This window comes from Flaviramulus sp. BrNp1-15, from assembly GCF_022259695.1.
GTDB lineage: Bacteria > Bacteroidota > Bacteroidia > Flavobacteriales > Flavobacteriaceae > BrNp1-15.
This window is the reverse complement of sequence record NZ_CP092099.1, coordinates 416924-442657: the sequence shown is the minus strand read 5'-3', so window position 1 is coordinate 442657 and position 25734 is coordinate 416924. Positions and strand designations below refer to the sequence as shown.

General features: G+C 31.2%; 21 protein-coding genes. 5 read left to right on the top strand and 16 right to left on the bottom strand.

Features of this window, described 5'->3' with window-relative positions:
* Nucleotide 1: 1 nt before the first annotated feature.
* The 6 genes from rfbA to MBM09_RS01875 are packed head-to-tail and all read right to left on the bottom strand — an operon-like array spanning nt 2 to nt 7049.
* Nucleotides 2-859 (bottom strand): glucose-1-phosphate thymidylyltransferase RfbA, encoded by an 858-nt coding sequence (gene rfbA, locus MBM09_RS01900; protein ID WP_238675158.1) that lies wholly within the window; start codon nt 857-859, stop codon nt 2-4.
* Nucleotides 860-1867, bottom strand: coding sequence for a dTDP-glucose 4,6-dehydratase (rfbB, locus tag MBM09_RS01895; RefSeq protein WP_238675157.1), 1008 nt, complete (start codon nt 1865-1867; stop codon nt 860-862).
* A 4-nt stretch (nt 1868-1871) separates the two neighbouring features.
* Nucleotides 1872-2945 carry a hypothetical protein gene (locus tag MBM09_RS01890; RefSeq protein WP_238675156.1) on the bottom strand — a complete coding sequence of 358 codons (1074 nt, stop codon included), beginning with the start codon at nt 2943-2945 and terminating at the stop codon, nt 1872-1874.
* A gap of 9 nt (nt 2946-2954) precedes the next feature.
* Nucleotides 2955-4646 carry a hypothetical protein gene (locus tag MBM09_RS01885; protein ID WP_238675155.1) on the bottom strand — a complete coding sequence of 564 codons (1692 nt, stop codon included), beginning with the start codon at nt 4644-4646 and terminating at the stop codon, nt 2955-2957.
* Between the two features lie 39 nt (nt 4647-4685).
* Entirely contained in the window at nt 4686-6179 is a 1494-nt protein-coding gene (locus MBM09_RS01880) for a GH3 auxin-responsive promoter family protein (RefSeq protein ID WP_238675154.1), read from the bottom strand.
* Nucleotides 6180-7049 carry a M23 family metallopeptidase gene (locus tag MBM09_RS01875; protein ID WP_238675153.1) on the bottom strand — a complete coding sequence of 290 codons (870 nt, stop codon included), beginning with the start codon at nt 7047-7049 and terminating at the stop codon, nt 6180-6182.
* Between the two features lie 140 nt (nt 7050-7189).
* Between MBM09_RS01875 and tatA the strand changes: the two genes are divergently transcribed.
* Nucleotides 7190-7372: a twin-arginine translocase TatA/TatE family subunit gene (gene tatA, locus MBM09_RS01870; RefSeq protein ID WP_238675152.1), complete on the top strand. Its 183-nt coding sequence runs from the start codon at nt 7190-7192 to the stop codon at nt 7370-7372.
* A gap of 68 nt (nt 7373-7440) precedes the next feature.
* On the opposite strand, the gene MBM09_RS01865 is transcribed toward tatA, so the two are convergent.
* From MBM09_RS01865 to pgk, 3 genes are all read right to left on the bottom strand, one after another.
* The gene (locus MBM09_RS01865) at nt 7441-8448 is read right to left on the bottom strand and encodes a DUF4837 family protein (protein WP_238675151.1); all 1008 of its coding nucleotides are present in this window, start codon (nt 8446-8448) and stop codon (nt 7441-7443) included.
* Nucleotides 8449-8473: 25 nt separating this feature from the next.
* Complete coding sequence (locus MBM09_RS01860; protein WP_238675150.1) at nt 8474-10027, bottom strand: LysM peptidoglycan-binding domain-containing protein; 1554 nt, start codon at nt 10025-10027, stop codon at nt 8474-8476.
* 80 nt (nt 10028-10107) lie between these two features.
* On the bottom strand, nt 10108-11295 hold the full coding sequence (gene pgk / locus MBM09_RS01855; RefSeq protein WP_238675149.1) for a phosphoglycerate kinase: 1188 nt from the start codon (nt 11293-11295) through the stop codon (nt 10108-10110).
* Nucleotides 11296-11483: 188 nt separating this feature from the next.
* Between pgk and MBM09_RS01850 the strand changes: the two genes are divergently transcribed.
* Nucleotides 11484-12638, top strand: coding sequence for a DNA polymerase III subunit delta' (locus MBM09_RS01850; protein WP_238675148.1), 1155 nt, complete (start codon nt 11484-11486; stop codon nt 12636-12638).
* Nucleotides 12638-13570, top strand: a complete 933-nt coding sequence (locus MBM09_RS01845; RefSeq protein WP_238675147.1) for a diacylglycerol kinase family protein — start codon at nt 12638-12640, stop codon at nt 13568-13570. Before MBM09_RS01850 ends, MBM09_RS01845 begins: the two co-directional genes overlap by 1 nt.
* Here the strand turns inward: MBM09_RS01845 and MBM09_RS01840 are convergent.
* The 6 genes from MBM09_RS01840 to MBM09_RS01815 form a co-directional block, all read right to left on the bottom strand.
* The gene (locus MBM09_RS01840; RefSeq protein ID WP_238675146.1) at nt 13567-14715 is read right to left on the bottom strand and encodes an MFS transporter; all 1149 of its coding nucleotides are present in this window, start codon (nt 14713-14715) and stop codon (nt 13567-13569) included. The two genes, MBM09_RS01845 and MBM09_RS01840, sit on opposite strands and share 4 nt — an antisense overlap.
* Before the next feature lie 98 nt (nt 14716-14813).
* The gene (locus MBM09_RS01835; protein ID WP_238675145.1) at nt 14814-15332 is read right to left on the bottom strand and encodes an OmpH family outer membrane protein; all 519 of its coding nucleotides are present in this window, start codon (nt 15330-15332) and stop codon (nt 14814-14816) included.
* A gap of 247 nt (nt 15333-15579) precedes the next feature.
* The gene (locus tag MBM09_RS01830) at nt 15580-16440 is read right to left on the bottom strand and encodes a bifunctional 2-polyprenyl-6-hydroxyphenol methylase/3-demethylubiquinol 3-O-methyltransferase UbiG (RefSeq protein WP_238675144.1); all 861 of its coding nucleotides are present in this window, start codon (nt 16438-16440) and stop codon (nt 15580-15582) included.
* 55 nt (nt 16441-16495) lie between these two features.
* Nucleotides 16496-18367 carry a tRNA uridine-5-carboxymethylaminomethyl(34) synthesis enzyme MnmG gene (mnmG, locus tag MBM09_RS01825; RefSeq protein WP_238675143.1) on the bottom strand — a complete coding sequence of 624 codons (1872 nt, stop codon included), beginning with the start codon at nt 18365-18367 and terminating at the stop codon, nt 16496-16498.
* 81 nt (nt 18368-18448) lie between these two features.
* Nucleotides 18449-18859: an rRNA maturation RNase YbeY gene (gene ybeY, locus MBM09_RS01820; protein WP_238675142.1), complete on the bottom strand. Its 411-nt coding sequence runs from the start codon at nt 18857-18859 to the stop codon at nt 18449-18451.
* On the bottom strand, nt 18852-22280 hold the full coding sequence (locus MBM09_RS01815) for a DUF4175 family protein (RefSeq protein WP_238675141.1): 3429 nt from the start codon (nt 22278-22280) through the stop codon (nt 18852-18854). Before MBM09_RS01815 ends, ybeY begins: the two co-directional genes overlap by 8 nt.
* A 109-nt stretch (nt 22281-22389) precedes the next feature.
* Between MBM09_RS01815 and MBM09_RS01810 the strand changes: the two genes are divergently transcribed.
* The gene (locus tag MBM09_RS01810; protein ID WP_238675140.1) at nt 22390-23439 is read left to right on the top strand and encodes an alkane 1-monooxygenase; all 1050 of its coding nucleotides are present in this window, start codon (nt 22390-22392) and stop codon (nt 23437-23439) included.
* Nucleotides 23440-23498: 59 nt separating this feature from the next.
* Complete coding sequence (gltX, locus tag MBM09_RS01805; protein ID WP_238675139.1) at nt 23499-25013, top strand: glutamate--tRNA ligase; 1515 nt, start codon at nt 23499-23501, stop codon at nt 25011-25013.
* Here the strand turns inward: gltX and MBM09_RS01800 are convergent.
* Nucleotides 25010-25693, bottom strand: coding sequence for a PorT family protein (locus MBM09_RS01800; protein ID WP_238675138.1), 684 nt, complete (start codon nt 25691-25693; stop codon nt 25010-25012). The two genes, gltX and MBM09_RS01800, sit on opposite strands and share 4 nt — an antisense overlap.
* Nucleotides 25694-25734 lie beyond the last annotated feature (41 nt).

The following is a 25734-nucleotide window of genomic DNA, read 5'->3' as shown; positions in this document are numbered from 1 at the left end:
TTTACTTTAATTGCTGTAAATATTTACCATAACCACTTTTAAGTAATGGTTCTGCTAATTTATTTAATTGAGCTTTGTTTATATAACCCATTTTATATGCTATTTCCTCAATACAACCAATTTTAAGACCTTGTCTTTCTTCAATAACCTGAACAAATTGTGATGCTTGCATTAATGAGTTAAACGTTCCGGTATCTAACCAAGCCGTTCCTTTATCGAGTATCTGAACATGAAGATTTCCTTGATTTAAATACATTTTGTTAACATCTGTGATTTCCAATTCTCCTCTTGGACTTGGTTGTATGTTTTTTGCTATTTCTACAACATTATTATCGTAGAAATAAATTCCTGGAACCGCAAAATTAGATTTTGGTTTTAATGGCTTTTCTTCAATTGATAAGGCTTTATTGTCCTCGTCAAAATCTACAACCCCATAACGTTGTGGATCTTGGACATGATATGCAAAAATAACCCCTCCTTCAGGATTATTTATTGCTTTTAAAGTTTTCTCTAAACCAGAACCGTAGAATATATTGTCCCCTAAAATTAGTGCTACTTTATCCTTACCTATAAACTCTTCACCAATAATAAAAGCTTCTGCTAAGCCATTTGGATATTCTTGAACAGCGTATTTAAAAACACAACCATAATCGCTGCCATCTCCCAATAACTCTCTAAACTTTGGTGTGTCTTTTGAGGTGGAAATAATTAATATTTCATTTATTCCAGCAGACATTAAAGTGGTTAAAGGATAATATATCATTGGCTTATCGTAAACAGGCATTAGTTGTTTACTTACCACTTTAGTAAGCGGATGTAATCTGGTACCAGATCCCCCTGCAAGAACAATCCCTTTCATTTATCTTAAATATTTTTTTATATACCAATTTATAGTTTTCACTATTCCTGTCTCGAAATTCTCATCAGCTTTCCAACCTAATTCATTTTCTATTTTACTAGCATCTATTGCATAACGAAAATCATGACCCGCTCTGTCTTTAATAAAAGTTATTTGTTCTTTATATGATTTGTTTTTAGGCTTAATATCATCTAAAATTTCACAAATAGTATTAGCAATATATAAATTATTGCGTTCGTTTTTTCCTCCTATATTATAAGTTTCTCCTGCTTTTCCTTTTTGAAAAACCAAGTCTATCCCTTTGCAATGGTCTAACACATATAACCAGTCTCTTATGTTTTGTCCATCTCCATATATAGGAATATTTTCTCCTTTAAGCGCTTTTCTAATAATTGTCGGTATTAATTTTTCATTATGTTGTTTTGGACCATAATTATTAGAACAGTTTGTAGTAACTACATTCATACCATAAGTATGAAAATAACTTCTAACGATAAAATCTGAAGACGCTTTAGATGCGCTGTAAGGACTATTAGGGGCATATGGTGTTTTTTCAGTAAACAAACCTGTTTTTCCTAATGTACCATAAACCTCATCTGTAGAAATATGATGAAATCTATTGTTCTCACATCCTTTTTTTACTTCGTGAGGACTATTCATCCAATGGTTTTTTGCAACATCAATTAAATTAAATGTGCCAAAAACATTGGTGTTTATAAACTCATCAGGTTTTTCAATAGAATTATCTACATGTGATTCGGCTGCAAAATGAATAACTGCATTAAATTTATATTTTTTAAAGAGTTCCTCAAGCAAATTTCTATCACAAATATCTCCTTTTATGAACTTATAATTAGTATAGTTTTTTACTTCATCTAAATTAGAAAGTTCACCTGCATAAGTGAGTTTGTCTAAATTTATGATATTAAAATTATTGTTTTTTTTAAAAAAATAAGGAATGTAATTAGAACCGATAAAACCTGCGCCTCCTGTTATTAAAATAGACATAAAACTATATTTTACTTTTATACTTTTCTAAAAATTTAATAGTGTTTAATGACAATAATACTATAAAAGTTAAAAACATTAATAGAGCTGCATAATATAACTTCGGGCTAATTAACTGTCCAAAAACTTCTTTTTTGTCGTCAACGGATCCACTTTCTTGTTTACTTGAAACAATTTCAATAATTTTTGATTTATCTTCTTTTTGCCTTTCTATTTCTACCAACTCTCTTCTTAGTTCTAAATCATTTAGATATAAATCGTATTCTTTGGTTTTGTTTCTTTCTTCACCGTTTTCAATGGTAACACTTGTTTGAGAACCCACTTTATCATTTAGAGTTTTTTCTAAAACTCTTTTATAGGTGCTTTGTAACGAATCAGATTTAGATAACGCTTCCTTTAATGCAAGTTCTCGTCTATTAAACTCGTTTAAATCTTTTTGTTGTTCATTTGTAAAATAATCATTTGTATTAATGTTCTCTACTACTTTCTCAAACAGATGCTTAAAACTATTTCTTGTTTTAGATTTGATCGTTATTTGTTGTAAATCATGATTATAATCATTATCATTTTTTAAATAATCTTTATACTCTATTTTTGAGGCAAAAGCTGAATCTAGATTTTTTTTATAAGCATCAAAATTTTTGATTTTATTGTTTTCGCTTATAATAGATTTTATTTCAAAATCTATTATTGAAGAGGCTTCATCCTCAGATACGTCCAAAATTTTTGTAAGAGTTACTATGTCTTTTTGAGAAACCAAATCATTATAATAAACAATTGAATTATATAGCGTTTCTCCAGTATTATAGTTTTGTTTTAATGTAACATACGATTTATATACTGGCTCAGAAGTCTTCTCTAAAATAAACCCTAACGCAATTCCTATAATACCTGCAATTACAAATTTTATAAAATGTTCTTTTATAAAAAACACAAACCTAACAAATACCAAAAACAGATTAAATAAAACACTGCCTATAAATTTAAATAAGCGATCAAAAGCATTACCAATTAACTTAAATAACTGTCCTAAATCTACTTCTTCAGATTGCTGTGGTTGTGGCAAATCTTTACTCATAATTTTAATTTATTGATTAAATATTTGTTCTAATATTGTTCTTGTTATTAAATATGTTGGTCTAACACCAGATGTTCCTAATCCTCCTGAAGCTAAAGTTGCTCCTGTTTCTAAAGGGTTGTCACTGGCATAATAAGCATATCTTACTTTTACATCACTGCGAATACTTCCTCTAACTTTAGACGCCGCTTGTATTGCTTTTTGGTAATGAGCTCCTTCCATTTCTAAACCTATTACTTGCCATGTAGAATTATAGAAGAACTTTAAAATGTCCTTATTTTGTAATGAGGTACCTAAAACGGTAATCATCGACCCTTCGTATATATCTACACCTTGTCCGTCTAAGTCTTCTTTTTTAAGCTCATTTTCAAAAGGGTAATTATCAGCTGTTCCTTCAAAAATATGAGCAGATGGAATCATAATGTCACCTTTACCACCTTCTAAAATACCCGCTTTACCCATAATAGACACAGACTCCACATTTAAATGAGTTTTCTTTCCTTTTACTTTGTATGGCTTCAAAAGCTCATCAATAGTTTCGTATGCTTGTTCTCCAAAGGCATAATCCATAACTATTATAACCGGCTTTTTTTGCTCTAAAAGCGTTTCGTTGATTTTAATATCTGTTTTTGAAACATCAACTTTAGAGGTGTCAAAAATCTGAATATCGATATTAGCACCTGAGGTGTCATCGATATAAATCATGCCTTTTTGCAACGCTTCTTTAGTTACTTTATTGCGTAAAGATTCATTTTCTTTTTTACTTAGCAGCTCATAAACCTCAAAAATATCTTTCTTCGCTGCATTTGCTTTTAAGGCATTAGGAGCAAAAAGCGTATTCATAACACTATGCATATTAGCACTTATTATATGAATAGGCCTTTCTAGTAAATCATTTTTATAAAGTGTTTCTTTTATGGTATCTGCCCAAATCTCACCATGAATGTGGTGTCCTATACGTTCTCTTAGAACCGGACTAAAAGTAACTGTTCTTTTGTTATTATTTATTTGTTCTTCAATAGCCAACTTACCCAACCAATAAACAATATGTAGTAATCTTTCCGGTTGTAGTTTTGTTGCAAAATCTTTGTAAACACTTGTTAGTTCATTAAAAGTTCTACCTAAAATATTAGCCGTATGTGTTATAGCTACTTCTCGTTCTTCTTGAGTCAATTTCTTTTTTGATAAAACAGCTTTTTCAAGTTTTATCCAATCTCGTGTAGTATGACCTTCTTCGTTAATAATTACACGATTACTTATTTTATGAGATTCAACAAAAAGAAATGTAAGGTGTGTTAAAATATCATAGATTTCTGAACGACCTCTAGTTATCTCAATATTCATTTGTTCGTCATCTATTCGATAACAATTTCTTCGTCTTTTTTCTGGAATAATTGGCTTGAAATGCGAATTAGAATAACCTTCGTCACTTGTTAAGTTTATAAAACTACATTCTTCAATTCCTGCAGGAAGTCTATCAACAACATAAAGCAAACCTTCTAATTCTGCTTTTTCTTCTCCAATCGAACCATATATTTCTGGTCTTAAAAGCAATAACGATTGACGTAAAGTTTCGCCAGAAACCCCCATTGGCTTATAAAACCCTCGATTGAACAAATGACGCATTGTAATATACATCCGCTCAATAGCATTTGAGCTCTCTTGAGCTCTTGTTCTTTCATGATGCTTTTTACTACCCATAGTTTAATTTAATCGGGTACAAATATAGTACTATTTAACTTAATTATGTTGTGTAAAACTGTCTACAATTTTTCTATCGTTTGACAGTCTTGGAAGCTTGTTTTGACCGCCTAATTTTCCAACAGATTTCATGTAATCTTGAAAGCCTTCTTTTTTTACTTTAGTAATTTTGAGTGGTTGAAGTACGCTGCCTTTAATTAAATCAAAATAATAGCTGTTTTGTTTTTGAAGAGATTCATCTATTTTTTTTGCGAAAACGGAAAGATTATCTGGCTCGTTTTCAAATTCTATAAACCATTCATGATAAGGTAACCCTTCTTTTGGGTTAATTTGCGGCGCTACCGTAAACTCTGAAACTCTAATGTTTGTATTTACTGTAGCTTCTTGAATTGCCTGCTCTACTTCTTTACCTATTACATGCTCGCCAAAGGCAGAAATAAAGTGTTTTATTCTACCTGAAACAATTACACGATATGGTTTTGTTGAAGTAAACTCAACGGTATCACCAATATTATAAGCCCATAAACCCGCATTGGTTGAAATAATCATAACATAATTTACACCAATTTCAACGTCTTTTATTGTAATTCTTTTGGGGTTTTTATTAAAAAACTCATCGGCTTTAATAAACTCATAAAAAATACCTGAGTTTAGCTGAAGCAACATCCCTCTTTCATTCTGTGTGTCCTGATATGCAAAAAATCCTTCGCTAGCAGGATACAGTTCTATACTATCTACTTTTCTGCCAATTAAGTTTTCGAATTTTGCTCTATAAGGTTGGTAATTAACGCCTCCAAAAATAAAAAGGTTGAAATTTTTAAAAATATCACCAATTTTTTCACCTGTTTTTTGCTGAAGTTTTTCAAAATACATTTGCACCCACGATGGTATTCCAGAAATAACCGTCATGTTTTCTGGTAAGGTTTCTTCAACAATAGCATCAACTTTGGTTTCCCAATCTTCAATACAATTGGTTTCCCAAGATGGCATTCTGTTTTTTTGAAGATATTTAGGGACGTAATGAGCCACAATACCCGAGAGCCTTCCTAATTGAATCCCGTTTTGCTCTGTTAGAATTGGGCTTCCTTGTAAAAAAATCATTTTACCATCAACAAACTTGCTGTTTCCTGTCTCGTAGATGTACATTAAAATAGCATTACGCGCAGCCTCAACATGACTTGGCATGCTTTCCTTAGTTATAGGAATGTATTTTGAACCTGATGTTGTCCCTGATGTTTTAGCAAAATAAATGGGTTTGCCTTCCCATAGTATGTTTTCTTCTCCAGCAACCACCCTTTCTACATAAGGTTTAAGAGCTTCATAATCTCTTACTGGAACGCGCTTAACAAAGTCTTCATGATTATTTATACTTATAAAATCATGGTCTTTACCAAACTGAGTGCTTGTAGCTTGAGATATTAACTCTTCAAATACTTTATTTTGAGTTTCAATAGGTCTTTCGGCCCATTTTCTAGTTTTTTTATAAATACGTTTTGCAAAAGATTTTGCAATAGTTGATTTTAATGAAATCATTTATTTGAAATCTATAAAGTTTGTAGGGTTTATTGGGTAACCGTCATTCCAAAGTTCAAAATGTAAATGTGGTCCTGTAGACAATTCACCTGCATTTCCAGCAGTTGCAATAACTTCTCCTGCTTTAACCAAATCGCCTTGTTCTTTTGTTAAAGCTGTATTGTGTTTGTAAACAGAAATCAATCCGTAACTATGTTCAATAATAATTACGTAACCTGTGCCAGCTGTCCATTCAGCAAAAATAACAATTCCATCTGCAGTCGCTTTTACCGGAGTGTCTTTTGCCACCACAATATCAACCGCATAATGTTTTTCTTTAGCGTTATATTCTGAACTAATAGTGCCATTTACTGGTGGAAACAACACAAAGTTTGATGCCGATGTAGCCGATTCAAATAAATTATATTTATCTTCTTTGTCTACTTTTTCGCGTAAAAGTGAATCTTGTAAATTTGGATTTAAATCTACCTCGCTTGCTTCTAATTTAACAGCTTCAATAATTGAATCTTTATTAAATTCTTCAACACTTACATCGCCTTTTAGTACTTTCTTTATAGACTCATAATACCTGTCATTCATGAATATAACATGCTGTAGAGAGTCTGTTTTATAACTTAGTTCTGTAGCTTGTTTTTTTAGCGCTGTTGATGAATATCCTGGAATATACTCTCTAAGCGGCGTAAAAGCAATTAATAAATATGTTAGAGTAATTAAAAAAATTGCCAATAAAGATGATAACACAAAAACATTTAAACGTGTTAATTTAAACGATAAGCGTTCTTCAAATGTGTTTTCATTCAATATAACTAACCGGTACTTATCGAGTAGTTTTCGTTTAATCTTTTTTGGTTTCTTTTTTTTCTCTTTCATGTTAAACAAAAATAAATAGAATTTATTAAAAAGTGATGTTCTTTAAATTAAAGTATATCTGTTTTATAATCAACTAAACTTTGTATAAAACGATATTATTAAACTTTAATTATTAACTTTGTTTTTTTAAAATTGATATTATGAGCTTATATATGTTACCCTTAGCAATCGGACCTTGGCAAATAGCATTAATTGTTGTGGTTGTTTTATTGCTTTTTGGAGGTAAAAAAATACCTGAATTAATGCGCGGACTTGGTAGTGGTATTAAAGAATTTAAAGACGCTAGCAAAGAAGAAGATAAAGAAGGCGACAAAAAAGAATAAATTAAAGTTTATTTAAATAAAAAAGACCAACAATATGTTGGTCTTTTTTTATGCATAAATATTCGTTTTTAATCTATTTTAACTGATTTAATTATTGCTTCCAGTTCAAGCAAATAATTACGTTTTTCAACTGAAGGTGCAAACAAAAACCCTTCAATAATTACCCAACGTTTGTTAATTTTATCTTCAATTGCGTAGGTTACAAATGGGCCACCCATAAAATCATTGGTTAATTCCCAAATACCCTTACTTTCAAAAGCAGGTTTATTATCGACTATGGTTTCTTGAAGAAATGGTGTATATGCATCTTCTGTAACCATGTAAGAAGTAATTTTATTTCCATCCTTATCTAGGTTTTCGTCTAATCTCCCTTTAAAATACTTTTGTCCTATAGAATCTCTAATTTTAATTAATTGTACTGCTACGCTATCATTTCTTTTAATAGCATCATAAGGTAATTCATATAGCATTAAATGCGAGTGTCCAGTAGTAATATCTTTTCTAAACCAAAAGAAGTTTCCGTCTTCTTTTGCTAAGTCAAAAATAGATGCAAATTTGATTGTTAAACCTAGCTTACTTTCAATAGAACTAAAACTATGAGGTGATTTAGCCATTTGGCGCATCCTTTCCTTCATTTCTTCTTTTCTAAAAGTTTCAATTATTTTAGATTCGTTTTCGGTAATCACATTAATAATATCCTCCTTTGTTTTACCAGAAACCACAATAACTTTTTGAGGTTTTGCATAAACATCTTCTAAAATTTTAATTCCCGCTTCATTACTCGTATCAATTCTTAGAACGGTTCTGTTTTTTGTAACAAACCCTGAAAAAACTGCTGGAGGAATTTGACTAATTGTAAATGTTGGTTCATCTTGCGGTAAGCCATAAATTGGTTTTGCAAGTACTGCTCTTATAGCCTCTCCAACACGTCCATCCCATAAGTCGTTTTCTGTAACAACAGATACATTATTAATAGCTCCAGAAGAGTCTTGAATAAACTTTTCTTTTGTGTTTTTTTTATCGCCACAAGACATTAAAAGAAACAATGATAACATTGAAAAAAGAAGATATCGCATAATATTTTTTTGGTTTTAAAGGAATTTAGCTTTTCGCTATTTTAAGTTTCATTCCTGGTTTTAATTTACTACCACTAATACCGTTCCAATCTTTAATATTTTGAATAGAAACTCCAGGAAATTTTTGAGAAATGCTCCACAACGAATCTCCAGACTTAACAACATAAGTTATAACACTTCCGGTAATAGGTTTTGTTTTAACTGTTGCTGTTGTAGAACTAGAGCTTGAAACATGTGGTTTTCGCGGATAAATAGTAAGACGCTGCCCAATACTTAAGTTATTGCTTCGTAACCCGTTCCATTTCTTTATATCACTAACTCTAACACCATAAAGTCTTGAGATTTTACCTAAATAATCTCCAGATTTTACTCGATAACGCACTTTATCATTTGCATTGAAAAACTGAGGCAACGGTTTTTCTCTTTTATCAAACTCTTCTTTAGCAAACGCATAGATTTTCTCTTCGTTATTTACAAAATTACCTATAACACCAATTGGTAAACGTAGTGTATAGTTTTCGTCTTTTATGAAAGGAATAATATCTAATTTGTATGATGGATTTAAAAACTGAAGTTCTTCAATTGGGGTTCCTGTAAGCTCTGAAACTTGATCTAGGGTTATCATTCGCTTAACTCTAACTGTATCGGTTTCGAAATAAGCTGTTTCTGGTTTAATTTTTTTAAAACCATGTTCTTCTGCATACTCAAAAATATACATATTTGCTAAAAAAGCTGGTAGATAACCCGCTGTTTCTCGTGGCAAATTATGCCTGATATTCCAGTAGTTTTTATATCCTCCAGAACGCCTAATGGCTTTTGTAACATTTCCTGGGCCAGAATTATATGCTGCTAATGCCAAATCCCAGTCTCCAAAAATCTTATATAATCTTGCTAAATATTTTGCTGCCGCTTCTGTAGATTTTATAGGATCGCTACGTTCATCAACATAACTACTTACATCTAATCCATACATTTTTCCTGTACTAAACATGAATTGCCACAAACCTGTTGCTCCAACTCTTGATTTTGCTCTAGGTTTTAAAGCAGACTCAACAATAGCCAAATATTTTACTTCTAGAGGAATATCGTAAAGATCTAACTCTCGTTCAAACATTGGGAAATAAAAAGCGCTTAACGTGATTAATTTTTGAATAGATTTTCGTCTATGCTTTAAATATGATTTTATAACACTTTCTAACGACGGATTATACTCTACATTAAAAGGTGTGCGAGCATCTAGTTCTTTTAATCTGGCTTTAAGTGTATCGGTATGTAATTCTGGATAGTCAATTTCTTCGAAGGATAATTCGGTAACCGATTTATAAATTGTATCAAATAAACTGTTACTATAAAGTTCTTCAAACCATTTCTCATCTAATTGGGCTGCAAACTCGTTATCTTCTAATTTTTTAATTGAAGTACTATCTGTTTCTGCTTTAATAGATTTTATGGTGTGAGTTATTCCATCAATTAAAGAGTCTTTAATTGTTGTGTTTTGTAACGCCACAGAGTCTTGAGTTTGCGAAAAACACAAGACTATATTTAGAAAAAATATAATTATAGAAAACCGAAAAGCCATAAAATCAATTCATTTGGTTATTGAACGATGTTATGGCTAAAATCGTATTTTTTCAGCTAATTTGAAAACTTAATTTGCTATTATTCTAAAATAGCAGCAATTCCTGGAAGTGTTTTCCCTTCTAAACTTTCTAACATAGCGCCACCACCAGTACTTACATAACTTACTTGGTCTTCAAAACCAAATTGTTTTACAGCTGCAACAGAATCGCCTCCACCAACTAATGAAAACGCCCCGTTTTTAGTCGCCTCAGCAATAGAGTTTCCTAATTCTATAGTTCCCTTTGCAAAACTTTCCATTTCAAAAACACCTAACGGTCCATTCCATAAAATAGTTTTGCTTTGCATTACAACATCGTGAAATTGTGCTCTAGATTTTGGTCCAGCATCTACACCTTCCCAACCATCAGGAATTGCATTTATATCAACTATTTGAGTATTTGCATCGTTACTAAATGCATCGGCAGCTACTGTATCAACAGGAATATGTACTTGTACGTTTTTGGCTTTAGCTTGTTTTAAAATATCTAAAGCCAATTCCATTTTATCATCCTCACAAATAGAATTTCCAATTTTTCCGCCTTGAGCTTTAACAAAAGTAAACGCCATTCCTCCTCCAATAATCAAATGGTCTACTTTATCTAAAATGTTTTCTATAATAGTAATTTTTGATGATACTTTTGCGCCTCCAAGAATAGCCAACACTGGTTTTTCTCCAGTTTCCATTACTTTTTTAATACTCTCTATTTCTTGAGCTAATAAGTTTCCAAAGCACTTTTTGCCTTCAAAAAATTGAGCAACAATAGTTGTTGAAGCATGTGCTCTATGCGCTGTACCAAAAGCATCATTTACATAAATGTCTCCTAATTTTGAAAGTTGTTTTGCAAAATCAACATCTCCAGCAGTTTCTTCTTTATGAAAACGTAAGTTTTCTAATAATAAAATTTGTCCTGGCTCTAAATTAGCTGCAGCAGCTTCTGCTTTTTCTCCAACACATTCATCAACAAAAATGACTTCAACACCTAAAACATCTTCAACTTTATCTGCTATATGTCTTAACGAAAACTCATCCTGAACTCCTTTTGGTCGACCCAAATGAGACATTAAAATACAGCTTCCTCCATCTTCTAAAATTTTAATGATTGTTGGTTTTGCAGATATGATTCTTGTAACATCTGTTACTTCAAATTTTTCATTTAAAGGAACATTAAAATCAACACGAATTAATGCTTTTTTATTTTCGAAATTAAAATCATTTAGAGTCTTCATTATTATAGTTTTACTATTAGAAACACAAATGTAACTAATTAAAAACCCATTTAAAACTCGTTTTCTTAACGAAAACGATATAGCCATAAAAGAATTTTTAAAAACTATATTTTCTTTATATAATTTATGTTTTTTTCTATATGATTTTACCTTTTAACAAAACCAAAAAAAATATGTAGGTTTGTCACATGCTTTTCGAAGATGTTTTAGGCCAAAATCACATTAAAAACCATTTAACACAAAGTGTTGATAATGGAAGGATTCCTCACGCCCAATTATTTGTAGGTAAGGAAGGAAGCGGAACATTGCCAATGGCTTTGGCTTATGCTCAATACATTTTATGTTCTAATTCTGGAGGTGAAAATAACAACGGAAATGAAGCCTGCAACCTAAAGTTTAAAAACTTTTCGCATCCAGATTTACATTTTGCTTTTCCTGTAACCACTAGCGATAAAGCTAAAAGTCACCCTATTTCAAGTCATTATTTAGAAGAGTGGCGCCAATTATTAAAAGAACAGCCTTACGGAAATTTGTTTGACTGGTATAAACTACTTGGTGTTGATAATAAACAAGGGCAAATTGGTGTTGATGAAGCACAAGATATTGTAAAGTCGCTTACTTTAAAATCTTACGAAGGAGGTTATAAAGTGATGTTGATTTGGATAGCCGAAAAAATGAATACCGCTTGTGCAAATAAGCTTTTAAAACTTATTGAAGAACCACCAAATAAAACGGTTTTCATTTTAATTACAGAAGACGAAGAACAAATAATTAATACTATAAAATCGCGTTGCCAGATTTTACATTTTCCTCCTTTAGCTGAAGATGTTATAATTGATGCCTTAATTAAAGAATACAATATAGATGTAAATGTAGCAACCAAAATTGCGCATCAGGCTAACGGAAACTATAATAAAGCTTGCGATTTAGTTTATCATGATTCTGAAGATTTACAATTTGAAACTTGGTTTATTTTCTGGATTAGAAGCGCCTTTAAAGCCAAAGGAAATAAAGCGGCAATACATGATTTAATTTCCTGGAGTGAAGACATTGCTAAAACAGGTCGTGAAACTCAAAAACAATTTTTAAATTTTTGTTTAGACTTTTTCCGTCAAGCTTTACTATTAAATTATAATGCTACAGATTTAGTTTTTTTAGAACCTAAAACTGAAAAGTTTAAACTTGAAAACTTTGCGCCTTATGTACACGGAAATAATATTCTTGAAATTAGTAATGAATTACAAGATGCCATTTACCACATTGAACGCAACGGAAATTCTAAAATTATTTTAACAGATTTATCTATCAAATTAACGCGCTTACTTCACAAAAAACCAGCTTAGTGAAAGCTTCTTCAAAAAAATGGTTTGTAATAGTCAATCCAACTTCTGGAAACGGTTCTGCTAAAAAAAAGTGGATAAAAATAGAACGCTTATTGAAGCAACATAAATTCAATTTTGATTTCGCTTTTACCGAATATGAAAAACATAGTTCTAAGCTCGTTCAAGAAGCTATAAAAAAAGACATTACAAATATTATTAGTGTTGGTGGCGATGGCACATTACATAATATTGTAAATGGTATTATGACTCAAAACATTTTACCTTCAAACTCTGTTAATGTTGGTGTAATACCCATTGGTACAGGTAACGATTGGATTAAAACACATAAGATTCCCAAAAACATTAAAGACGCTTTAAATATCATTAAAAGTGGCTACATAATGCATCAAGATTTAGGTGAAATTGACTTTAAAAACTCTAATAAGCCTTCCGTGTTTTTTAATAATGCTGCGGGCGTTGGTTTTGATGGCTATGTTGTTAGTAAAGTTGAAAAGTTAAAAAATATTGGAGCTTTATCTTATTTGTATGGGGCTCTAACTGGAATTTTCTTTTTTAAAAATTTCGGATGTAAGATTAATGTTAATTCTAAAGAAATCTCAGAGAATATACTAATGCTTTCAGTTGGTATTTGTAAATATTCTGGAGGTGGCATGCAACTTACAAGCAAGCCAAACCCCTTTGATGGTTTACTTGATGTAAGTATTGCAAAAAATTTCAATTCGTGGAATGTTATAAAGAATTTGGTGAATTTATTTAACGGAAAAATCGACACTATTAAAAAAGTACAAACGCTAAAAACAACTTCACTTAATATTGAAGTTAATCAAACCAACGCGCCTTTAATTCAAGCAGATGGAGAACTTATTGGTTCTGGAGATATTGAAATAAGAGTATTACCAAAAGCTTTTTCGTTCTTTGGTTCAAGAGTTTAATCTAAGCTTTTAATTTCCGATTTTTTAAAAAATAATTGGGAGATTGGAATAAACATCAACCCACAAAACATAAATATTAAAAAGGCTTTTTGTAAGCCAAAAGTATGTGATAAATACCCTATTAATGGTGGGCCTATAAACATTCCAACAATTGAGTAAGTTCCTACTATTGAAATTGCCATCCCAGGAGAATATTTTTTAGACTTACCAGCCAAAATATACGTCATAGGGAAAATAGCCGAAACTCCTATGCCTACTAGACAAAACCCAATTATAGCTGTCCAGAACTGAGGGAATAGAATTGCCGATAATATACCAACAGAAATTAATAATCCGCTAAAAACATACATAACTGGCATCCCTAATTTATCTAATAATCTATCTAAGAAAAACCTAGATGTTGCCATACATGTCATAAACAATAAATAGCCATAAGTAAACACCTCTTCTTTTACAATTTCTTTAAAATAAATACCGCTCCAATCATACATTCCGCCTTCGCAAATAGCAGCAAAAAATATAATCAAACCTAAGTACAAAATAAAAGGGTCTGGTTTACCAAAAATTAACTTATTCCCTTTAGAAGACCTGTCGTTTGTTAATGAATATTTATAAGCAATTAAACACCCTATAACAGTTATTAATGCAATAATGGTGAGGTGAGTTGCCATTGAAATTCCATTTTTAACCATAACCGTAGAAAACAATACACCTATAACACCACCCAAACTCCAAATACCATGAAAAGATCCAACTATTTTCTTTCTAAATTTGCCTTGAAGCGCTATAGACTGTGCATTCATAGCAATATTAAGTATACGCATACATATTGAAAAAACACTCAACAAGAGAATAAGTATAAATGTAGTTTTAGCATAAGAAACACCTATTAAAGACAATGCAAAAAACAAAAAAGATACTAATAACGGATCTCTACTGTCAAACTTAGACACCAACCAACCCGAAGCAATAGTTCCAACCAATGCACTAACTGGCATAACTAATAAAATAGAACCTAATTGTGCGTCATTTAACTGAAAAAACCCTTTAATTGTCGGTATTCTTGATGCCCATGAAGAAAAGCACAAGCCAGATAAAAAAAAGTATGTACTTAGGGCAACTCGTTGAAGGTTTTTGGTTTCCATATACTATTTCTATTGTAAAAATAATATTTATTTAAATTGAATTTCAATAAAAAAAAGCCAGCATAAAGCCAGCTTATTTAAATATACTATAATTCGTTTTATTCCTTTTTATAATCTGCATTTAACGCATCTAAAATGGTTTGTGTTAAGTCATTTTCATCTGTCCCATATAATACAGAAGCTGCTGCATCACTAGTTCCTAAAATATATGTGTAACCATTTGTTTTACCATAACCTTTCACAAAATCCTTCACTTTAACAATTACAGAGTCTATATCTGCTTGAAACCCTTGTGTTAATTGTTGCTGCTCAACTTGCATTTGCTGCTGTAATAATTGTTGCTTTTGTTGTAAGCCTCCCATTAATTCTTGAGCTTTTCTTTGAGAAGATTTTTGAGCAAGAGTTTGTGTGCTTTGAACCTCTTGTTGAAATGCTAGACTAATACTATCTGCTCTTTTTCTAAAAGCCTCTTGTTTTACTTGAAACTTTGCTTCTAAATCTATTTTTTCTTGATAGTCGTTAATTACTGTTCCGTTATCTATAAATCCAATTTTTTTCTCTTTTTGACAAGAAGACAACACTAACATGACTAAGGCAACATAAATTATATTTTTCATTAGTTTTTATTTATTGGTTTGAAGTAGTTTTTAAAATCCGAACAAATGTAACAAAGTAAGTGTTATTTCTAAACGAAATTATTTTGAATTTAACATATAAAGAAACCTTATTGGTGTATCTGTTTTAAATAATTATTATTTATTAAAAACAAATGGTTTTAAAGCGATTTAAGCCGTTTAAATATTTTTGATTGGTATTTCGATTATTTAGCTTAAAAAGCTTAAGAAATGGTTTTTAAAATAAATTTTACTTGTTCTTAACAATATAAATTAGAGAAGAAGTCTCTTTTGTGGTTATTGATTTTAAATTAGATACCAATCCAACACAAAAGCCTTTAATAAAATTCATTTTTCCTCTTTTATATTTTTCAGAAAGTAAGCTTACATAAAAAGCATCAAACCACATAGGTTTGATTTTTTTAACTTCCATTGATTCTTTTAAAACTAATTTTGATAAAGAAGCTTTACTAAAATGCCAAAGATGTCTTGGAACATCAAAAGCAGCCCAAAACGCTTTATAATATTTTGCGTCGTAACTTTTGTAATTAGGTACAGCTATAATTAAAGAGCCATTTGGTTTTAATAGTTTTTTAAATATTGCTATATGATCTTCTAAATTTGGTAAATGCTCCAAAACGTGCCAAAGTGTAATAACATCAAAACTGTGTTCTTTAAACTTTAAAAGTTGCTCTGTTTCAAAAACGGAATTGTTTGTTTTATTATTAGCAATATTTCTAGCCTGATAGTTTGGTTCTATTCCAAAAACATTCCACTTATTATTTTGAGCAGCTTGTAAAAAATCTCCTGTTCCGCATCCAACATCTAATAAATTTTTACTTTCCTGAGAAAAGGAATTGATTAAATTCAACTTCTTTTTTAAAGCAATACTTCTAACAAAGTGATATGCTTTTTCGAATAGATTTCGTTTGGAATCTGTGTGTGAAATATAATCTTCACTTTTATAATAATTAGATAATTTATCTGAAGATGGTTGTGGGTGTGTTTCTAGAAAACCATAACCTGAGTTCTGAATTAATTCAAATTCCTCTCCAGATACCGAATAGTCTTTGACTTTTAAATAGCGTTTTTTAGAGTTTTCTTTAACCACAAATTCACAAATGTTTTATCAAAAATTATTATGTTCCACGTGGAACGTTCTAAAACTATCTTCCCATATAAACTAATAACACAGAAATATCGTTAGGAGAAACACCACTAATTCTTGATGCTTGAGACACTGTAGTTGGCTGAACTTTTTTCAGCTTTTCACGTGCTTCAAAACTCATAGATTTAATTTGTGAGTAGTCAAAATTTTCAGGGATTTTCACATACTCTAATCTGCTTAATTTATCAGCATTATTTTTTTCCTTAGCTATATATCCAGAATATTTTACTTGTATTTCAGCTTGCTCAATAACTTCATTGTCGAGATTATTTTCTTGAATATAATCTTCAACAGATTTAACTTTTCTAACATCATCCATCTCAATATTTGGACGCGCAAATATTTTAAACAGCTTACCAGATTGATTTACTTTTGATGAATTTTTGTCTTCTAAAATCGGATTAATTTCTTCTGGTTTTACACTTGTCTCAGCAAAAAAATTAACAAACTTTTCTGCAGCTTCGTGCTTCTCCTCCATTCTTTTTAATCTCTTTTCGGAAGCTAAACCGAGCTCATAACCTTTTGGTGTTAATCTTAAATCAGCATTATCTTGTCGTAATAATGTTCTATATTCTGCTCTGGAAGTAAACATACGATAAGGCTCTTCTGTGCCTTTTGTAATTAAATCATCAACCAAAACACCAATATAAGCTTCGTCTCTTTTTAAAGTAAAAGGATCCTTTTCTTTAACTTTTAAACTAGCATTTATTCCAGCCATTAATCCTTGAGACGCTGCTTCTTCATATCCGGTTGTACCATTTATTTGACCAGCAAAATACAACCCAGCAACCAACTTAGTTTCTAAAGTGTGCTTTAATTGTGTTGGTGGGAAATAATCATATTCTATAGCATAACCAGGTCTAAAAAACTTAACGTTTTCAAAACCAGCCACAGAACGTAACGCTTTAAATTGAATATCTTCTGGAAGCGATGTTGAGAACCCATTTACATAAACCTCAACAGTATTCCATCCTTCAGGTTCAATAAATAATTGATGTCTATCTTTATCTGCAAAACGATTAATCTTATCTTCTATGGAAGGACAATAACGAGGCCCAATACTTTTAATTCTACCATTAAACATTGGCGATCTATCAAACCCTTCTCGCAACAAATCATGAACTAATTCGCTTGTATAAGTCATGTGACAAGAGCGTTGTTTTTCTAACGGTTTAGTTATATCCAAATAAGAAAACTTTTCAGGATTATCATCTCCAGGCTGCTCAATCATTTTAGAATAATCTAAACTTCTTCCATCTACTCTTGGCGGTGTTCCTGTTTTCATTCTTCCAGAATCAAAACCTAAATCAACTAGCTGTTCTGTAATTCCAGTTGCTGCTTTTTCACCAGCTCTACCTCCACCAAAATTCTTGTCACCAATATGAATTAAACCATTTAAAAAAGTTCCGTTTGTAAGCACAACAGACTTAGCTTTTATTTCAACTCCTAAAGAAGTTTTGACCCCAACAACTTTATCCTTTTCTATCAATAAACCAGAAACCATTTCTTGATAAAAATCAAGATTAGGCGTTCCTTCTAAAAGCAATCTCCAGTCTTCTGCAAAACGCATTCTATCACTCTGAACCCTCGGGCTCCACATTGCAGGTCCTTTAGACTTATTCAGCATTTTAAACTGAATAGCAGAAGTATCAGAAACAATTCCACTATAACCACCAAGCGCATCAATCTCTCGTACAATTTGTCCTTTAGCAATTCCTCCCATGGCAGGATTGCAAGACATTTGCGCAATGTTTTGTAAGTTCATGGTAACAAGCAAAGTTTTGCTTCCCATATTTGCAGCAGCAGCAGCAGCTTCGCTACCAGCGTGCCCACCTCCAACTACTATAACATCATAAACTTCGTTAAACATAATTTTCTTTTCTTATTAAGTGTTCCACGTGGAACAATCAGCAATTTTTAAGTTTGCAAATATACGCTGAATTCTTGAATTCTAAACTAACTGTTTTAGGTAGTGGTTTTCTTTGCTTCGCATCACTTGAGCATCTTCCTCAGATTTATCTTTATATCCACAATAATGTAAAACACCATGAATGATAACTCTGTGTAATTCTTCTTCAAAAGAAACCCCAAAATCTTTGGCATTTTCTGCAACACGTTCAACAGAAATAAAAATATCGCCTTGTATAATTTTTCCCACGGAGTAATCAAAACTAATTATATCCGTTAATGTGTCATGATTTAAAAACTCTACATTTAATTTATGTAAATATTTGTCATCACAAAAAATATAATTGATTTCTTCAAGCTTATGAGATTCTGACGAAATTGTATCGATAATCCAATTAGATAATTGTTCTTCTGAATCTAAAGAAAATTCTGTTTCGTAGTTGAAATTAATCATTGTCCTTTTTAAAATACGTTTGCACTTTCTTTTTGTAAACTTGCTGCAAAGGTAAAGCTTGTCTATTTAATATTTCAGTGGTTTTAAAATATTGTTTAGCTATTGGAATTTGATTATTAGTATTGTTATTGAAATTATTGTTGTTAGTTTCAGATTCACGTTTATTATCTTCTCCTTGTTGGAAAGTAGCGTTTTCTAATTTTAATAATTGATGCTTTAATTGCATCATTTTTTTAAGTGTTTGATTTGTGAAACCTTTATTCAATAAATCTAATTCTATCTCTTCCATTCTTCTAACGAGAGCATCTCCATTACCACTCCTTCCTTCTTTGGCTAATTTATCTTGCAACGCTTGTCGTAATTGTTGCTGTTGTTGATAAATCTCGTAAAGCAAACCATTAACATCTTCGTTAGTGCCTTCACCTTCACCTCCGCTTTTATTTCCTTCTTTACCTTGTTGTTGTCCTTCCTTACCTTTATTTCCATCTTTCCCTTTTTCTCCTTCTTTTTCACCTTCTCCCTCTTGTTTTCCTTCTCCTTTTTGAGGTTTTCCCTGTTCTCCTTTCTTCATACCTTCTTCCATCATTTTATTAAGCTCATCCTGACTCATAATAATATCTGGAAGCTGCATATCGCCTTCTCCTCCTTTGCCAGCAGACATACTCATACTTTCTTGCATGTTATCTAAAACATCACTTAAAAAGTTGGCTAGATTATTTGCTGCTGTGATTGTAAATTGTTGGTTAGAGATACCTTGATATAATTGGTTTTCTGCCAATAGACTTAAAGCTTTGTCTATGTTATAATACACCTCGGTTATTTCTTTATTAACTTGTTCAGATAATTTTGGTTGACGTAAAGACAATGCAAACAAGCTATCGTCTACATGTTCAAAATGTTCGCGTAAATTATTTTGCTTTTTTAAATAAGATGCAAACTTATTGTGGTTAACTTCTATAGCTTTAAACTGATTCATTAACGCTTCTTGATCAAAAGAAAACAAAACAAGGTTGTCTAAAATTTGACGTAACATTTCTACATCTTCTTCCATTTGTTCACCTCCTCCTGCTTGCATAGAACTTTGCATTTGTTGGCTCATTTGTTTCATTTTTTGAGCAGCTTTCTTTTGGCTTTTTTGAGCGTTTTTTAAATTCTCATTACTCTTTTGGTTTTCATTAGGATCGTTTTTTTCTTTATCTGAAGGTTGATCTTTTTCCTTTTTCCCTAATTCTTCCGAAGCATTTTTTTGTTCGTTTTCAACTTCTTTTTCATCTAATCTATCTCTAGGTATATCAATTGGTTTCTTTAAAGCCTTGCTCTCTTTTTCTAATTCTTCAATATCTTTTTTAAAATTTTCAAACTGTTTGTTTAAACTATCTTGTTTCTCTTTCGTGTTTTCTTCTTCTATTTTGTTAGAAAGCCTTTCTTGATCAATAGCTAGTTTCATCAAATCATTATTCAATTTATTTAATTTGTTTTCAACATAAAAACGTTTTGTTAATTCTAGCAACTGTTCTAAACTGCGTTTTTTGTTTTTGTTTTGTTTAGCCAGTTCTTCTAACTTATCTATTAACTGTTCCTTGCTAATTTTTTCTTGAACTTTTTTTAGCTCTTCTAATAACTTTTCATCTTGCTGAAGTTTTTCTTCGTTTTGTTTTAGACGCTCTTTTAAATCTTCTTTAAATGTGTCTTCCTTTAAATTATCTTTTTGAAACTCTTCTAAATTATCTTTTAGCTTTTTGTTGAAGTTTTTCATCATGTCGTCTTGTTGCTTCTGACGTTTAAAAAATGATTCCAACTTCTTTTGATCATTAAAATTTAAATCTGATTTCTCTTTTTGAGTTTTAGTTAATTCCTCTAATTGTTTTTCTTGTTCATTAAACCGTTCTAAAGATTTATTTAAATCTTTAATTGTTTCACTTTGTACTTGAAGTTGCTTTTGTTCTTCTTCTTGTTGTGTACGTTTTCTATAAGTAATTACATTGCTTTTTGCGCTTTTATACTTATTAACCAAATCATTATCAAATACTTGAAAATATAAATCGTAAGAAACTCCAGGTTTAATATTTAAATTATTTGGAAAGGCACTAATGAATTCTGATACGTTAGAATTTGAAATTGGTATGGGTTCATGCTTCTTATCGCTTTCATTATCAGAAGGATAATACACTAATTGAAGTTTATTAAAACCATAATCATCACTTATTTGTCCGTAAAAATATAGCGTTTGCAAATCCAGACTATCTTTTTCAACTCTAAGATTAATTTCAGGATATTCATCTTTTACAACATCTATCGCAAAAGCTAAATTCTCATAATTATTTAAGTTTTTATTACTTGTACTTAATGTATAATTGTAATTGTTGTAAAGACGCTTAGAAGCTTCAAAAACACCAGACTTGTCAGCATTAAAATTTATAGTGTCTTTGGAATATAATTGAACCTGATCTGTCGCTTTGGTTGTAAGTTGCCATTTAACCAGTGTGCCTTCTGGAACCAAAGCGTTTCCTGTACTTTTTAAAACTTCATCTCTCTTTTTTGTATAATTAGGATAGTCTAAAACCATTTGAAACCCTAAAATAGATGGTGTTTCAACAACATTAATAGTGTAAGGTTTTGATGTTACATCATTAGCGTTTAACCTGAAGGTAATCGCTTCTTTAGGTTTAGAAAACACATACTCAAACTCACCAATGTCTTTTTGTTGCAAATAATACGTTTCATTATTATATACTATTTGCGCACTTTCTGGAGTTACTTCCCCTGCTGTTTTTACAATAAGTTTAAAATCTTTATTCTCAATAGCATTCATGTTGTCGTTCACAACAAAAAACTCAAAAGGAGCTGGTGGTTCGTAAGCTGTTTTGTAATGTATTACGCGCTCATAACTATCGCTAAACCAATTAAAGTTTCCAGTAAAAAAAGTAAGAATAAGAATTAAAACAGGTATTGCTGCGTATTTTAAATAACCAACATTCTTTTTAAAATTGATTGCCAATTTAAAAGGGACAGGGTTAAGTTCTAATGATTTTTGCTCGATACTCGCCAGCAATAATTCAGACATAGAAGTGGTTTTGTTAAGTTGAAGCACATTTAACAACTTATCATTAACCTCAGGAAAATGCTGTCCTATTATTTTTGAAGCATCTTCGTAATTAATTCCTTTTTGAAGTTTGAATAATCTAGCTAATGGAATAAACACAAACTTTACAAGTAGCGCCAACTCTACAGCAATAAACAGCCAAAACAAAATGCTTCTGGCTGTTGTGTTTAGCCATAAAACATGCTCTACAAAAAGGGTGAACAGAAAATACAACAACCCAATAGCAAAAAACAAAATAGCGCCTTTAAGCAATTCATTAGTATAATATCGTCTAATAAATGCTTCTAGTTTATTTTGTATGTTTTTAAAATTGCTCAACTTTAATTGTTTTAACTCACTAATCTACAATTTTATTTTATACTTCAATTTACTAACTTTACTAAAACTTCGTTAATATGTTGTTGGTCGAAATAAAACAGGTTTCATAATGAAAGATTTAAAATATTTAGCCGCTTTTACTATTCCTTTAGCCGCTTTTATTAGCTTACAATACAGAGGGTATTTATCTTATATAACGCCTTTTTATGCCTTTGTTGTTATTCCTGTTTTAGAGTTAATGTTTCCAATAGATAATACAAATGTTTCCGAAAACGAATCGGAATCTTTAAAAACTAAAAAGATCTTCGATTGGTTACTCTATCTTAATTTACCTATTGTTTATGGCTTGCTCATTTTTGGCTTATTCACTATTTCAACAACAGCTTTAGAAACTTATGAGTTTATAGGACTCATTCTTTCTATAGGTATTGTTTTGGGTGTAAACGGAATAAACGTAGCACACGAATTGGGACACCGACAAACTACAAATGAGCGCTTTTTAGGGAAAGCATTATTACTTCCTGCGTTGTATATGCATTTTTATATTGAACACAATTACGGGCATCATTTACACGCGGCAACTAAAGAAGATCCTGCAACGGCAAGATATAACCAAAGCGTATATTCGTTCTGGTTTACATCGGTTTTTAGACAATATGTAAGTGCATGGAAAATTCAAAAAAAGCTATTAATAAACAACAATTTAAGTGCAACCTCATTAAAAAATGATATGCTTTGGTATGCTTTTTTACAGCTTTTCTATTTGGCTATTATTACATTTTTCTTTGGAACCACAGGCTTTATTTTTGCTTTGTTTTCAGCAATTTCTGGATTTATACTTCTAGAAACAGTAAACTATATAGAGCATTATGGTTTATTACGTTTAAAAACTAAATCTGGCAGATACGAACGCGTAAAAGAAATTCATTCCTGGAATTCTAACCATGTTATAGGTAGAATAGTTTTATATGAATTAACCCGACACAGCGATCATCATTACAAAACTTCAAAAAAGTATCAACTTTTAGACTGTCATGACGAAAGTCCGCAAATGCCATTTGGTTACCCAACATCAATGGTTTTGTCTCTTATTCCTCCCCTTTGGTTTAAAATTATGAATAAACGCATTCCAAAGGAAATGAATCTAGCAAAAAGTTAACGCTTCTGGTTTCTGTCTTCTAGGTTTATATTTATCTTTGCAGTCTTAATACACAAAACATGTTAAAAAACGTTCGCGTGCGTTTTGCACCAAGCCCAACAGGACCTTTACACATAGGTGGAGTTCGTACGGCATTATTCAATTATTTATTTGCTAAAAAGCATAACGGGACTTTTGTTCTAAGAATAGAAGATACCGATCAAAACAGATATGTTGAAGGCGCAGAACAATATATAATCGACGCACTTAATTGGTGCGGAATTCCATTTGATGAAGGCCCAAATAAGAATGAAAAATTTGGTCCTTACAGACAAAGCGAACGCAAACATTTATACAAGCAATATGCCGATAAATTAATTGCTTCGGGTGATGCTTATTATGCTTTTGATACTACTGAAGATTTAGATTTTCACAGAAAAGATCACGAAGCAAAAGGAAAAACCTTTATTTATAATTGGCACAACAGAGAAAAAGGGCGTTTGGTTAACTCTTTAGTACTTTCTAAAGAAGAGGTTGAAAAACGTATAACAAACGGTGACGATTATGTGATTCGTTTTAAAAGTCCACAGGATGAAACATTGCACCTTAAAGATATTATTCGAGGTGATATTAAAATAGACACGAACATTTTAGATGATAAAGTATTATTTAAAAGCGATGGTATGCCAACCTATCATTTAGCAAATATTGTTGATGATCATTTAATGGAAATCTCGCATGTTATTCGTGGTGAAGAGTGGTTGCCTTCTCTAGCGTTACACTATCAATTATATAAAGCATTTGGTTGGGAAGATCCAGAATTTGCGCATTTACCGCTTATTTTAAAACCAACAGGAAAAGGAAAATTAAGCAAGCGTGATGGTGATAAATTAGGCTTTCCTGTATTTCCTTTACAATGGAAATCACCTGAAGGTGAGATTTCAAGAGGATATAAAGAAGATGGATATTTCCCAGAAGCTATGGTAAACTTTCTAGCCTTTTTAGGTTGGAATCCTGGAACAGAGCAAGAAATATTCAGTTTAAACGAACTAATAAATGCTTTTGAATTAGAACGTGTGCATAAAGCAGGTGCTCGTTTTGATCCAGATAAAATTAAATGGTTTAATCATCATTATATGCAAGAGCATAACAATGATGAACTTGCAGAAAAGTTTCAAGCATCTCAACCAGAACTTAAAGATATCGACATTAATTATGTGTCAATGGTTGTTGGGTTAATTAAAGAACGTGCAACCTTTGTTAGCGATTTCTGGGAATTGAGTAGTTTCTTCTTTACGAATCCAAAAGGTTATGCTGAAAAAGCAGCAAAAAAGGCTTGGAAAGAAGATACCGATGATATTATGAAAGAATTAGCATCAATCATAAATAATACAGAATCTGATTCTGCAGAACATCTTCAAGCAGTAGTTAAGGAATGGATTACAAATAAAGGTATTGGTTTTGGAAAAGTTATGCAACCACTTAGATTAGCGCTGGTTGGCGACTTAAAAGGTCCCGATTTATTTCAAATTATGTTTATGATAGGACGAGATGCAACCGTTAGAAGAATAGAATTGGCTATAGATAGTTTTTAAAATAAAACTATCGCCCCAAAAACCAACATACTTTGGTTTCCTTTAAAACGGGCGTTTCCACCAATGGTGTTTAAACTTTGGTTCTCCAATTTCTTTAAAATATTAGTAAACCCATAAATGTATTGTGCTTTCAGTTTAAAGTTTTTAACACCTAAAGAAGCGCCAATAACACCATTAAAATTAAATTGAGAAATATTGGTAATATCTGTTGCTGTTAAATTTGTGTAGTTATTTATAAAGTAACTTTCTTGGGTTTTATCTTTAAATTCTAACGTTCCATTGTATTGTAGCATAGGACCTAAATCTATTGTAAAATAATCAGGTATCACTTTTGCATGTACTAAAAAAGCAATTTGGGCAGCAAACATTTTGTATTCAATAAACTCCTCTTGTGTGCTAACTATATTTGGTCTTCCTGAAATTTCAATATTATTTTCAGATAGCTGCATCCCAAAACTTATGTTATACCATTTATGAGGAATATCAACAGTAGCCGATAATCCACCTAAAAAACCATCGCCTTGTTTGGTTGTAAAATTATCTGTTACAATATCAAATTTAGTAACGCCTCCGCCTATACCAAACCCATTTGTAATAGAGTATCTACCTTTTTGCGAAAAACTTTTTGTAACAAAACATAGCATTAGAGCTACTAATAAGAAAAGTCTATTATATTTCATAAGTTAAGGTTATAAGCGACCAAATATAGTATAATTTTTGT